General features: G+C 63.0%; 14 protein-coding genes. 5 read left to right on the top strand and 9 right to left on the bottom strand.

Annotated features, from left to right (window positions below):
* Nucleotides 1-348: 348 nt before the first annotated feature.
* Entirely contained in the window at nt 349-555 is a 207-nt protein-coding gene (locus tag FQ755_RS23865) for a hypothetical protein (protein WP_144157487.1), read from the top strand.
* Between the two features lie 209 nt (nt 556-764).
* Here FQ755_RS23865 and hppD read toward each other — a convergent pair whose 3' ends face one another.
* Nucleotides 765-1,862: a 4-hydroxyphenylpyruvate dioxygenase gene (gene hppD, locus FQ755_RS23860; RefSeq protein ID WP_144157486.1), complete on the bottom strand. Its 1,098-nt coding sequence runs from the start codon at nt 1,860-1,862 to the stop codon at nt 765-767.
* 144 nt (nt 1,863-2,006) lie between these two features.
* Here hppD and FQ755_RS23855 point away from each other — a divergent pair, with 144 nt between their 5' ends.
* Entirely contained in the window at nt 2,007-2,525 is a 519-nt protein-coding gene (locus FQ755_RS23855; protein WP_144157485.1) for an Lrp/AsnC family transcriptional regulator, read from the top strand.
* Nucleotides 2,526-2,562: 37 nt separating this feature from the next.
* Here the strand turns inward: FQ755_RS23855 and FQ755_RS23850 are convergent, their stop codons facing one another.
* From FQ755_RS23850 to paaA, 8 genes are all read right to left on the bottom strand, one after another.
* A complete protein-coding gene (locus tag FQ755_RS23850) occupies nt 2,563-3,231 on the bottom strand; it encodes a GNAT family N-acetyltransferase (RefSeq protein WP_144157484.1) in 669 nt (222 codons plus the stop codon).
* A 241-nt stretch (nt 3,232-3,472) separates the two neighbouring features.
* Nucleotides 3,473-4,078, bottom strand: a complete 606-nt coding sequence (locus tag FQ755_RS23845) for a TetR/AcrR family transcriptional regulator (protein WP_144157483.1) — start codon at nt 4,076-4,078, stop codon at nt 3,473-3,475.
* Nucleotides 4,079-4,101: 23 nt separating this feature from the next.
* Nucleotides 4,102-4,929, bottom strand: coding sequence for a DUF1835 domain-containing protein (locus FQ755_RS23840; RefSeq protein ID WP_144157482.1), 828 nt, complete (start codon nt 4,927-4,929; stop codon nt 4,102-4,104).
* Between the two features lie 147 nt (nt 4,930-5,076).
* The gene (gene paaE, locus FQ755_RS23835) at nt 5,077-6,165 is read right to left on the bottom strand and encodes a 1,2-phenylacetyl-CoA epoxidase subunit PaaE (RefSeq protein ID WP_144157481.1); all 1,089 of its coding nucleotides are present in this window, start codon (nt 6,163-6,165) and stop codon (nt 5,077-5,079) included.
* A gap of 1 nt (nt 6,166) precedes the next feature.
* Complete coding sequence (paaD, locus tag FQ755_RS23830) at nt 6,167-6,703, bottom strand: 1,2-phenylacetyl-CoA epoxidase subunit PaaD (RefSeq protein WP_144157480.1); 537 nt, start codon at nt 6,701-6,703, stop codon at nt 6,167-6,169.
* Between the two features lie 15 nt (nt 6,704-6,718).
* Entirely contained in the window at nt 6,719-7,522 is an 804-nt protein-coding gene (paaC, locus tag FQ755_RS23825; RefSeq protein WP_144157479.1) for a 1,2-phenylacetyl-CoA epoxidase subunit PaaC, read from the bottom strand.
* A gap of 7 nt (nt 7,523-7,529) precedes the next feature.
* Nucleotides 7,530-7,826 carry a 1,2-phenylacetyl-CoA epoxidase subunit PaaB gene (gene paaB, locus FQ755_RS23820; RefSeq protein ID WP_409937568.1) on the bottom strand — a complete coding sequence of 99 codons (297 nt, stop codon included), beginning with the start codon at nt 7,824-7,826 and terminating at the stop codon, nt 7,530-7,532.
* A gap of 108 nt (nt 7,827-7,934) precedes the next feature.
* Nucleotides 7,935-8,933, bottom strand: a complete 999-nt coding sequence (gene paaA, locus FQ755_RS23815) for a 1,2-phenylacetyl-CoA epoxidase subunit PaaA (RefSeq protein ID WP_144157478.1) — start codon at nt 8,931-8,933, stop codon at nt 7,935-7,937.
* A 172-nt stretch (nt 8,934-9,105) separates the two neighbouring features.
* On the opposite strand from paaA, the gene FQ755_RS23810 reads away from it, so the two are divergent.
* The 3 genes from FQ755_RS23810 (at nt 9,106) to FQ755_RS23800 (ending at nt 12,548) form a co-directional block, all read left to right on the top strand.
* Nucleotides 9,106-9,411: a DUF2628 domain-containing protein gene (locus FQ755_RS23810; RefSeq protein WP_144157477.1), complete on the top strand. Its 306-nt coding sequence runs from the start codon at nt 9,106-9,108 to the stop codon at nt 9,409-9,411.
* Between the two features lie 144 nt (nt 9,412-9,555).
* Nucleotides 9,556-11,178 (top strand): NAD(P)/FAD-dependent oxidoreductase, encoded by a 1,623-nt coding sequence (locus FQ755_RS23805; protein ID WP_144157476.1) that lies wholly within the window; start codon nt 9,556-9,558, stop codon nt 11,176-11,178.
* 101 nt (nt 11,179-11,279) lie between these two features.
* Complete coding sequence (locus FQ755_RS23800) at nt 11,280-12,548, top strand: SGNH/GDSL hydrolase family protein (RefSeq protein WP_144157475.1); 1,269 nt, start codon at nt 11,280-11,282, stop codon at nt 12,546-12,548.
* Nucleotides 12,549-12,832: the final 284 nt, after the last annotated feature.

Below are 12,832 nucleotides of genomic sequence, written 5' to 3'. Positions count from 1 at the left end.
CCCTGTTTGGGATCACCAAAACTCGTTGGCCGCGGCATCTTGTGGTTGCCTCGGCCGGGGTCGCAATATTGACGTGTTTTAAGTGATGGTAGCACCGGGAGAAACCCGACGCATGGCGTCGAAAGTGCTGTCAGACAGCGCTTTTGGCTTTAAGACGCGTGACGCCGCTGTGACATCGCTGCATCAAATTGAAAACTTTGCATGTCTTGTGTAACAAGCTGTAAAAGATTCAAATGCGCGGAACCTGTCTTGAAAAGCCGGTCTAACCACCCACCTGTGCACGTGGCTACGTAACGCTCCGCGCTTGGCGGAGCTTCACGACAACAGGCAGCTAGAAAAGGAGTACGCATGAACAGCAGAAATATCCAGACCTTCCTGATGGTTTCGGCCGCCTTCTTTGCCATGAGCGCCCCGGTTCGCTCGGGCAACGGCGCGAGAACACTTGCCAACGCGGTCGCCCACACGTCGCAGATCGCACCGGTGAGTCTCGCTTCGGAACGCATCACCTTGTCCGGCGAGTCCGGCGAGTCCGACGAGGACGAGCAGGCTTCCTGATTTCCTGATTTCTGGACGGGTCGCTGAGGCGATGCGTTCGGGTATCTTCAATCATTATTTCTTGCCGTGGCCTGCGGATGGGGTGTGAGGGCGGCGGTGCAAACAACGAAGGGCGAGGATCTTGCGATCCCCGCCCTTTTTTATTGGATGCGTCTGGCGCGGCCCGCGCCGCGCTCGGCTTCCGGAATGTGCGACTTCCAGGTCGAGGCTTACGCCTTGTCCTGCACGACGCCCCGGCGAATCTGGTCCAGCTCGATCGATTCGAACAGCGCCTTGAAATTGCCTTCGCCGAAGCCCTGATTGCCCTTGCGCTGAATGATCTCGAAAAAGATCGGGCCAATCTGGTTTTCGGTGAAGATCTGCAGCAGCAGATCGTCGGGCGCGCCGTCGATCAGGATCTTGCGTTTGCGCAATTCGTCGAGCGGCTCGCCGTGATTCGGCACGCGGCGGTTGACCAGCTCGTAGTAAGTGTCGATGGTATCGAGCAGCGAGATGTTCGAGGCGCGCAGTCCGTCGACGGTGCGGTAGATGTCGTCGGTGCCGAGCGCGATGTGCTGAATGCCTTCACCGCGATACGCGTCGAGATATTCCTGGATCTGGCCGGCCGTCTCCGAGCCTTCCTCGTTGATCGGAATGCGGATCTTGCCGCAAGCCGAAGTCATCGCCTTCGACTTCACGCCCGTCACCTTGCCTTCAATGTCGAAGTAACGCACCTCGCGGAAGTTGAACAGGCGCTCGTAAAACTCCGCCCATTCCTGCATGCGGCCGCGATGGACGTTGTGCGTCAGGTGATCGATATAGGTGAGGCCGTGGCCGACCGGATTCGGGTTGGCGCCGGGAATCGGCACGAAGTCGACGTCATAGATGCTGATATCGCCGATGCTGTTCGGCTCCGCGCCGTTCTTGCCGCGCCAGCGGTCGACGAAATAGATCAGCGAATCGCCGATGCCTTTGATCGCCGGGATGTTCAGCTCCATCGGGCCGGTCTTGTTGTCGAAGCCCCAGGCGCCTTTTTCCAGCGCCTGCTGATAGGCCTTGGCGGCGTCCTGCACGCGAAAGGCGATCGCGCAGATCGACGGGCCATGCAGGCGCGTGAAGCGTTGCGCGAATGAATCCGGTTCGCCGTTGACGATAAAGTTGATCTCGCCCTGGCGATACAGCGTCACATCCTTATGGCGATGGCGCGCGATCGCGGTAAAGCCCATCTGTTCGAACAGCTTGCCGAGCGCCTTGGGATCGGGCGCGGTGTATTCGATGAACTCGAAGCCGTCGGTGCCGACGGGGTTGTCCCAGGTTTTGACCTGCATGGTGATGTCCTCGTGGGTCGCGCACGCTGCGCGATCGATCCGGCAAGTGTAAAGGCCGATCTGCGACGAAAACTTGCGAACTTAATCGCACGTGAGTAGGCTGGCGCTACTTTGTGGCGCAACCACCGGGATGAGTGGCAGAAAATGGCTAATATTGAGATGGATGCGATCGACCGGCGGATTCTTGCCATCCTGCAGGAGAACGGCAGGCTGTCGAATCAGGAGATTGCCGAGCGGGTGAACCTGTCGCCGAGTCCCTGTCTGCGGCGCATTCGGCGGCTGGAGGAAAGCGGGGTGATCCGCGGCTATGTTGCATTGCTCGATCCGCAGCAACTCGGGCTGGATCTATTGGCTTACGTGAATGTGCGGCTGGAAAAGCGTGGCGGTCCGTCGCTCAGCCCATCTGGCGATGTCACGCCGCTGCGCGCGGGCGCGACGCATGCCGATCTGTTTCGCGCCGCCGTGCAAACCTGGCCGGAGGTGGTCGCCTGCCACGCGATGACGGGCGAGATGGATTATCTGTTACGCGTGCAGGTGGAGGATATGGCGCACTTTTCGCGCTTTGTGCAGGACCGCCTGCTGCACCATCCGTCAGTGATCGACGTGAAGTCGAGCTTTTCGCTCGAGACCTTCAAGGAGACGACGGCGTTGCCGATCCTGTGAGCGCCGCAGACTGGCTGCGGTTTCGCTCAGGCTTCCTTCAGGCAGCCACGGGCGCCGGCATGAACGATTCGAAAATCTTCGATGCCTGACGCGCCTGGCGCTTCAAGGCGTAGTCGAACACGGCGGCCTGCTCCTGCAGCATTTCGGCAATGATGCTCGATTGATCGGCCGGCGGCAGCGTCAGATAGGCGTCGGCTTCGCCGTAAGCGTACTCGATCTTCATGCCGGCCTTCTTGGCGATGTGCATCATCGTGGAATTGCGCGACAGGCAATGCATATACAGCGTGCTGACGTGCGTATTGCGGCTGCGGATGGCGGCGCGCTCGAACAGCCGGCTGCCGATCCCTTGGCCACGCGCGGATTCCAGCACCGACACGCCGAATTCGGCGGTGCGCTTGTCGCCCTCCGCGGTCAGATAGGCGAGGTGGCCGACGCCCACCAGTTGCAGCTGGTTGTCGAACACGCCGAACACGGTGTCGCGGCTGAAGTCGATGGCGCGCACGTAGTTTTCGATGACGTGGTTCGGCACGATCTGGCCAAAGCGCAATAGACGGTCGTCCTCGCCGAGAGCGAGGAAGTGCGTCATGAGGCGTTCGCGGTCGATGGCGGTGAGTTCCCGGACCAGAGCGTGCGCGCGACCGCCCGCTTGCAACAGGCGATCGGATGTGACGATCGGCTCAGCGGCGCGAGTAGAGGGCGTGGTCATGGTTGGGTTCTCCTGTTGATCGGGCGGCATGGTGCGCCGCAAGATCAATTCTATCGGAAACGTTATCCCATAACTAGGGAAAACCCGTATGTCAATTCGACACGCTGCTCTAGTCTGTTGCGGACCTGTTTTTATGTAGCTGATTTTTAATGGTTATTTATCGCTAATATCGGGACAGCGCGCGTGTCGCTCGGAAGCAACTCCTTCTTCAGATGAATGCTGCCCCGCAATAAGTTGACGCCTATTCAGGCATCCTCAGCCCATGGTCGACCATCTGCACCACCTGTTCGGCGAACTCCCCGTAACCCATCCGGCCGCCGGGTTTCAGCCACGTAAAGGTCCAGTTGATCATGCCGAATACCATCATCGTCAGCGCTGTCTGGTTGTCGCGGGTGGCGCGTTCCGGATAGGCGCGCGTCAACTGGCGGGCAAACGCCGCTACCACGTCGCGCTGGCGGTTCAGGATAATTTCGCGCTGCGCGTCGACGAGGTATTTGACGTCGTTCAGCAGCGCGACGTGCCGGCTGTGCGAGTTCTCATACTCTGAGAGAAAGGCGCGGATCAGTTCGGCAAAGGTCTCGCGCTCGCTCAAGCCGCGCCGCTGGCTCGCGCCTTCCACCTCCGCGATGATCAGCATCAGCCGCTTGGTGTAGCGGTCGAGCAGGTCGAACAGGATCGCTTCCTTGCTGGCGTAATAGTGATACAGACGCGCCTTGGAGGTGCCGCTCGCGGCGGCCAGGTCGGCCATCGAGGTACTCGGATAGCTCGTCTGGGCGAACTTGGCGGCGGCCAGTTCGAGAATCTGATCGCGCTGGGTTTCGTGGTCGGGGGCGCGGGTGCGGGCCATGTCCTTGGAATCCTTCGCTTGATTTAGCTTGAGCAGGTGGAAAGGGCCGTGCGCAATTCGAGCGCCGGCCATCCTGAGCCGTCGCCGCGCAGGCTGACGCGGCCGCTCGCGGCCAGCTCGCGAAAGCGCCAGAGCACGAGGCTGTCGCTGACGAGAAAGCCCAGGTCCGTCATCATCAATTGCGCTGCGATGCGGCCGGCGGGTTGCCAGGCGTCGCTGGCGCGTTCGAGGATCAGCGCGTCGAGTTCGCCGAACGTGCCGCTGGTGAACGTGTTGTCGCGCCAGCGGCGGGTTTCGCCGTTCGCCTGCTTGACCTCCTGCCATTCGAGCGCGAGGCGGCTGATGCGTAACACCGAAATGGGCGCGACGTCCGGCAAGCGCGTCAGCAAGGCGCCCGGGGCGAACATCCCCACTGACGTCGCGCGGTCCGCGCGGTGATGGGCGGCGGCGTTCGGGTCGGTCAAGTCGCGAATCGACAGACGGACTTCGTTCAGGCGCTGCGGACTATTGCGCAGGTGGTAGCAGACCCGGCGCAAGGTCAGCTGGTCGGCCGAGCTTTCGCCGTGCCAGACGACGACTTGCGTGTCGGCCGCTTCGATCTGTTCCAGCATCGCCGCCTGATCGTTGAATTCGCGCAGCAAATCGCGCGGCGGGTCGTCGTGCGGGCTGCCGTCCATCACACGTTGCCAGAACTCGGCGCGCATTGCGGGCGTATCGTCGACGCCGCGCAACGGGCCCACCGCCAGGTCGTCGCGCAATGCCTCGACGGGTTCGGCGCGGCCGGCCTGTTGCAGGGCGGTGCGCAGGGAATCGGCGGCGACGTCGCCGTTGGTCAGGTGGATCGTGCTCATGGACAGCTCGCAGACAAATCAGTCACAAAAGGGCCGCTTGGCGAGCGGAACCGGTCCCGATCGCGAGCGGCCCTTAGTGTAAGCGGATCGCGGGTGAGCTGAAAGCGTTCAGGCGCGTATCGTGGCCGATGAATGCCCGGAGGTTGATCAACGTTCGTCGTAGCTGACCACAACCCGCTCGCTCACGGGGTGGCATTGGCAGGTCAGCACGAAACCGTCGCGAATCTCGTGTTCTTCGAGCGTGTAGTTCTTGTCCATCCGCACCTCGCCTTCCAGCACTTTGGCGCGGCAGGTGCAGCACACGCCGCCCTTGCACGCGTAGGGCAGCGCGAGGCCGGCCTTCAGGCCGACGTCCAACACGCTCACGCCCTGGTAAGGCAGGCGCAGCTTGCGCTTCTTGCCGTCAAGGACAATTTCCAGTTCCGCCGCCGGCGTGTCTTCGCTGATTTCGACCGGCGCCACGCCTGCCTGCGGCAGCGGCGAGCCGAAGCGTTCGACGTGCACGCTGGCCGGCGGCACGCCCGCGGCCTTGAGGGCGGCCTCGGCGGCGTCCATCATCGGCGCGGGGCCGCAGATGAAGGCTTCGTCGATGGTCTCGGCGGGCACTAGGCTCTCGATGAAAGCCGCGCACTTTTGCTGATCCAGCACGCCGTTGAACAACTCGACGTCCTGCAGATCGTCCGACAGCACGTGATACAGCGCGAAGCGGTTCATGAAGCGGTTTTTCAGGTCTTCCAGTTCTTCGGCGAACATGATCTGGTCGACGCTGCGATTGCCGTAGATCAGCGTGAACGTGCTGCGCGGCTCGACTTCGAGCGTGGTCTTGATGATGGCAAGTACCGGCGTGATGCCCGAACCGCCTGAAAAGGCGACGTATTGCTGGCCCTGCTCCGCGTTCAGATGGGTGAAGAAGCGGCCGTCGGGCGTCATGACGTCGATCGTATGACCGGGCTGCAGGGTGTCGAAGGCGAAATTCGAGAAGCGGCCGCCCCGCACGCGCTTGATGCCGACGCGCAGCTCGCCGTCGCGGTCGTAATCGGTGACGCCGACGCAGATCGAATAGGAGCGGCGTGTCTCCTCGCCGTCGATGTGCGTCTTTAGCGTCACGAACTGCCCTTGCGTGAAGCGATAGTGCTCGCGCAGCTCGGCAGGCACTTCGAAGGCGACCGAGACCGCGTCGGCCGTTTCGGGCCGGACTTCGCGGATGCGCAGAGAGTGGAATTGCGGCGTGGCCATATCAGTAAGGTTTGAAATAGTCGAAGGGTTCGCGGCAGTCGAGGCAGCGGTACAGCGCCTTGCAGGCCGTCGAGCCGAATTGCGCGAGACGTTCGGTATGGGCCGAGCCGCAATGCGGACAGCCCGGCGCCACAAGCGTCCGGGGCGCGAAGCGGATCACTTTTTCGCCGGGGCCGTCGCTCGCACAGTTGCCGGTGGGCGGCGCGATGCCGTAGGCGCGCAGCTTCTCGCGTGCGTCGGCGGTCATCCAGTCGGTGGTCCAGGCGGGCGCGAGCACGGTGATGACGCGATAGGGCGCGAGGCGCGCGGCTTCCAGGGCGTGCTCGACGTCTTCGGCAATTTGCGACATCGCCGGGCAGCCCGAATAGGTGGGCGTGATGACCACTTCGAGCACGCCATCGCCGGCGCGGCGGACGTCGCGCAGAATACCGAGTTCACGAATCGACACCACCGGAATCTCCGGATCGGGCACGCTTTCGAGCACGGACCACGCGCGTTCCAGCGCGGGATCCATGGCGGCGGGAAGGGTCGTGGTCATGGCGACGTGCGCCGCTTACCAGCTCGCGCCGGGATGTTGGCGCGCGAGGCTCTGCATTTCGGCGAGCACGTAGCCCATGTGCTCCGAATGCTCGCCGTGCTTGCCGGTGCTGACGTGCTTTACCGGTTCCGGCAACGTGAGCGTGGCTTCGTCGAGCGCGGCGCGCACATCTTCTTGCCAGGCGGCTTGCAGGCTGGCCGTCAACGGACCGATGCCCGCGGCGGCAATGCGTTCTTCCACGGCGTCCACGCTGAAGAACTCGCGGGTGTAGGGCATCAGATAGTCGAGCGCGGCTTGCGCGCGGCGATGCGATTCGTCCGTGCCGTCACCCATTCGCACCAGCCATTCTCCCGCGTGATGCACGTGATAGCGGGTTTCCTTGATCGACTTCGCGGCAATCGCGGCGAGTTGTTCGTCGGCGGAAGCGGTGAGGGCCGTCCACACATGCGCCATCAACGACGAGTACAGAAAGTTGCGCGTGATCGTGACCGCGTAGTCCTTGTCCGCCTGCGCGGTGCCGGCAAGCGGCCCGTAATGCGGCAACTCGGCCAGCGTGTAGTTGGAGAACTCGCGCTCGGTGCGGAAATAGGCGTAGTCGTCTTCGCTTCGGGTGACGCCCGTCAGCGCGTGTTCGAGCGTCGCGGCGTGCGTGTAGAGCAGACGCGCCTGGCCGATCAGGTCGAGGCTCATGTTGGCGAGCGCGATGTCCTCTTCGAGGATCGGGCCGTGGCCGCACCACTCGGCGTTGCGCTGCCCGAGGATCAGCGCGGTGTCGGCGAGGCGCAGGACGTAGGAGAGGTGTTGGGGCGTGATGTCCATGACGCGCTTACATGTGGTTGACTTCGTCGGGGAGCGTGTAGAACGTCGGATGGCGGTAGATCTTGTCGCCGGCCGGTTCGAACAGCTCGGCCTTGTCCTGCGGGTCGGACGCCGTGATTGCCGACGACGGCACTACCCAGATGCTCACGCCTTCCTGGCGGCGCGTGTAGACGTCGCGCGCCATACGCAGCGCCATGGGCGCGTCGGCCGCGTGCAGGCTGCCGCAATGCTTGTGGTCGAGGCCTTGCTTGCTGCGCACGAACACTTCCCAGATCGGCCATTCCTTGTTCACTGACTTATCCATTCCCGAATCTCCTGAATTTTTTGCGGCGGCGGCCGGCTGGCTTCTGTGGATGGCAGCCAGTTTCCGGCTTCGCACGCATTGGCGTGCGTGGGTTGAGCGGCGCGGCGCTTATGCCGCTTCCTGTTGCGCGCGTTGGCGCTGCTTTTCGGCGTGAGCGAGGGCGGCTTCGCGGACCCAGGCGCCGTCGTTATGGGCTTTCACGCGGGTGGCGAGACGCTCGCGGTTGCAGGGGCCGTCGCCGTTGACGACGCGCCAGAATTCTTCCCAGTCGATGTCGCCATAGTCGTAATGGCCGCGCGCCTCGTTCCACTTCAGGTCGACGTCCGGCAGCGTGACGCCGAGCACTTTTGCCTGATCCACCGTGGCGTCGACGAACTTCTGGCGCAGATCGTCATTGGAAATGCGCTTGATGCCCCACTTCGACGACTGGTTGCTGTGGATCGAATCCTTGTCGCTCGGGCCGAACATCATCAGCACCGGCCACCACCAGCGGTTCACCGCCTGCTGGACCATCTCGCGCTGCGCGTGGGTGCCCTTCATCATGGAAAGCAGCGCGTCGAACCCTTGGCGCTGGTGAAACGACTCTTCCTTGCAGATGCGGATCATGGCGCGGGCATACGGCCCGTAAGTGCAGCGACACAGCGGAATCTGGTTCATGATTGCCGCGCCGTCGACCAGCCAGCCAATCACGCCGACATCCGCCCACGTAGGCGTCGGGTAATTGAAAATGCTCGAATATTTGGCTTTGCCGGCGTGCAGGGCGTCGATCAGTTGGTCGCGCGACACCGCCAACGTTTCTGCCGCGCTATATAGATAGAGCCCGTGGCCGGCCTCGTCCTGCACTTTGGCGAGCAGAATGGCTTTGCGTTTGAGGCTCGGCGCGCGCGTGATCCAGTTGCCTTCCGGCAGCATGCCCACGATTTCCGAGTGCGCGTGCTGCGAAATCTGCCGCACCAGCGTTTTGCGATACGCCTCGGGCATCCAGTCCTGCGGCTCGATTTTGCCGTCGGCCGCCATGACCGCGTCGAAACGAGTCTGCTCGGGCGAACTGGCGGCCGTGTCGAGCGGGGCGACGTGGCCGGGAATGTCGAGTGATTGCGTGTACATGGCGAACGCTCTCGTCCGAAGTTATCTGTGTTTCGCAGTATAAACCAACCGACCGGTCGGTTAATGATTTTTTTGACGATGACGCAAGGTGGTTTCAGGCGCCGCAGATAAGGTAGGGTGGAGACCGGCGGCGGCGCGTGCCGGGGTGGTTCGATACGAGGGTGGAACAGAGATGACGGAACGGATTTTTTTGCGACATCCGGTGAAGGATGAGACGGTCGAGGTGAAAGCCGGCTTCAGTTGGCCGGCGTTTCTGCTCGGTTTCGTGTGGGCCCTGATGAAACGGATGTGGCTGGTCGGCATGCTGATGCTGGCGGCGGATCTGGCGATCGGCCTGATCGGTTTCGCGGGCGACGCGGCGGATGTCATCAGCCTCGTGCTGAGCATCCTGTTCGCGATTTACTGCGGGATGCGCGGCAACCAGTGGCATCTGCGCGACCTGGAGCGGCGGGGCTATGTAGTGTTGCCGCAGGTCTGAAAAGGCTGGGCCAGTTCAGGCGTTTTCGCCTGAAATGCGTGCCGCTAGTGTGACGATCTCAGCCGTTGCCGCCCCTCGCCGGACGCAGAACCTATAAAATCGCGGATTGGCTGCGATTGTGCGCCCTCAGCATCCCCGGTCCCCATGTTACGTTTAAGCGAAATCAAACTCCCGCTCGATCACCCCGAGAGCGCGCTCGAAGCCGCGATTCACGCGCGCCTCGCCGAACTCGGCGTGCCGGTCGACGGGCTCGTCCACTACACCGTGTTCCGGCGCGCGCACGACGCCCGCAAGCGCGCCGACATCAAGCTGACGTATATCGTCGACGTCGAGGTGAAGGACGAAGCGGCCGCTTTGCAGCGTATCGGCAGCGTGCCGCATTGCGCGGTGACGCCGGACATGACGTACCGCTTCGTCACCCGGGCGCCCGAGCATTTCAGCGGGCCGCGTCCGGTTGTGATCGGCATGGGCCCCTGCGGGCTGTTTGCGGGGCTGATTCTCGCGCAGATGGGCTTTCGCCCCATCATTCTCGAACGCGGCAAGGCCGTGCGCGAACGTACCAAGGACACCTTCGGCCTGTGGCGCAAGTCGGTGCTCAATCCGGAATCCAACGTGCAGTTCGGCGAAGGTGGCGCCGGTACGTTCTCCGACGGCAAGCTGTATAGCCAGATCAAGGACCCGCATCATTACGGCCGCAAGGTGCTCGATGAGTTCGTCAAGGCGGGCGCGCCGGAAGACATCCTGTATCTGAGCCGGCCGCACATCGGCACTTTCCGGCTCGTCAGCATGGTGGAGAAGATGCGCGCCACCATCCACGAACTCGGCGGGGAAGTACGGTTTGAGACGCGCGTCGAAGATATTGAGATCGAGCAGGGTAAGGTGCGGGCGCTGCAACTCTCCAATGGCGAGACGCTGCCGTGCAATCACGTCGTGCTGGCGGTCGGACATAGCGCGCGCGATACCTTCGAAATGCTGCATAAGCGCGGCGTCTATATTGAAGCGAAGCCGTTTTCGCTCGGATTTCGTATCGAGCATCCGCAAGGGCTGATCGACCGCAGCCGGTTTGGCAAATTCGCGGGTCACAAGCAACTCGGCGCCGCGGATTACAAGGTGGTGCATCACTGCAGCAACGGCCGCGCGGTGTACAGCTTCTGCATGTGCCCGGGCGGCACGGTGGTCGCGGCCACCTCGGAGCCGGGCCGCGTGGTGACCAATGGCATGAGCCAATACTCGCGGGCCGAGCGCAATGCGAATGCGGGCATCGTCGTGGGCATCACGCCGGACGATTACCCGGGCGGCCCGCTCGCCGGCATTGCCTTCCAGCGCAAATGGGAAGAGCGCGCGTTCGAACTGGGCGGCAGCAACTATTGCGCGCCGGGGCAGCGGGTGGGTGACTTCATCGCGGGGCGGCCGTCTACCTCACTGGGTTCGGTCGTGCCCTCGTACAAGCCAGGCGTGACGCCGACCGATCTCAGCACCGCCTTGCCTGACTACGTGATCGAAGCCATTCGGGAAGCGCTGCCGCAACTGGACCGAAAGATTGCCGGATTCGCGATGGATGACGCGGTACTGACCGGCGTCGAGACGCGCACCTCGTCGCCGATCCGGATTCGCCGCAAGGACGACTATCAGAGCATGAACGTCGAGGGTCTCTATCCGGCGGGCGAGGGTGCGGGATATGCCGGCGGTATCTATTCCGCGGCCATCGACGGCATTGAAGTTGCGCAGGCGCTGGCTCTGAGCATGATGGCGGGGCGCGCGGACTGAGGGCGCAGGCGGGTCGCAGGGATTGACTGCGGCCGGTTGGGCGCCACCCGGCGTGGTCGATCGTGCACAATGGGCGCTTTGCCTTCAGCCCACTTCCCCGAATGACCCTGCGTACTCTGGCCGCTGCGTGCGGCGCCGTCTTGTTTGCCCAATTCGCCGTTTCACCGGCAGCCATTGCCGCCGACGCGCCTTCGCGCTGGGTTTCCGCGTGGGGAACGGCGCTTCAGTCCATCCCGCAGCAAGCCGATTTGCCGCCGCTTTATCGCGCGCCTGATGTCGCTGGCCGGACGGTTCGGCAAATCGTCTACCCGACGCTCTCGGGCAATAGCGTGCGGATTCATCTCAGTAACGAATACGGAAGGACGCCGCTCGTGGTGGCGGCGATGCGCATTGCGCGCTCGGCGGGCGGGGCTTCGCAAGCCAGCGCCGGGGCGGCGGTGACCTTTGGCGGCAAGGAAACGGCGACGGTTCCGCCTGGCGCCCAACTGGATAGCGACCCGGTTCCTTTCGAAATTGTCGCGGGGGCGCCTTATGCGATCAGCTCTTATATGGGGGGCGAACAGCGCCTCGTCGCCTGGCACCGGGTGTCGAGCCAGGTCAATTACGTTTCTGCTGCTGTTGGCAACCACACCGGCGACACCGCGCCGGAGGCGTTTCGGCAGCGCTTCACGCAGTTCGCGTGGGTGGCGGGCGTGTCGGTCGAGGCGCCGTCCGCGGCCACGGTCGCGGCGATCGGCGATTCGATCACCGATGGCATGCGTTCGAGCCTGAACGCGAATCGGCGCTGGCCAGACGCTTTGGCACGCCGGCTCGCGCAGCAGGGCGACCGGTCGACCGCGGTCGTCAATCTCGGGATTAGCGGCAACCGTTTGCTCAGCGACTCGCCTTGTTACGGCGACGCGCTCGTCAAGCGATTCGGCCGGGACGTGCTGGAGCGCCCGGGCGTGAAGACGGCGATTTTGCTGATCGGCATCAACGACATCAATTTCTCGTCGACGCCGTCGCGACGCGGGCTGGATTGCGACTACCCGCATACGTCTGTGACGGCGGCGGATCTGATCGCTGGCTATCAGCGCGTGATTGCCGAGGCGCATGGCCACGGCGTGCGGATATTCGGCGCGACGCTCACGCCGGCTTCACTGCCGCCGCAGCGTGAAAGCATCCGGTTGGCGGTCAATCAGTGGATTCGCTCGACCCGCGCGCTGGACGGCGTGGTCGATTTCGATGCGGCGCTGCGCGATCCGGCTCGGCCCGACCGCCTGCGGCACGGCTTCGATAGTGGCGACAACATCCATCCAAGCGATGCCGGTTACACGGCAATGGCCGAAGCGATTCCGCTGGACGCCGTAGTGAATTCGACTCGGAAATGACCTGTCCATAAAATATTTCGGTCAAACCCTTGTCATATGGCTGACGCTCACCTACTATTCGGCTCCTCGTTTGCGAACGAGGAGCCGCTGCGAGAACCAGTGGCCGTGACGTCAACCGGGTTTTAAGCGAAAGCAAAAAATGGGGTTGACGAAGCGAAAAAAGTTCTTCATAATCTCGTTTCTCTGCTGCTGATGCAGCGACGCAGAACGAAGCGGTGCCGGGTGGTGAGGTTGGTAACCCGGTGCGGTTTTGGTGGTGAATGCGGACTCGATCTTTAAAAATT

Source organism: Paraburkholderia sp. BCC1885, from assembly GCF_900996235.1.
Classification (GTDB): Bacteria; Pseudomonadota; Gammaproteobacteria; order Burkholderiales; family Burkholderiaceae; genus Paraburkholderia.
Note: the sequence above shows the minus strand (reverse complement) of the source record. Positions and strands in the feature narration are given on the sequence as shown.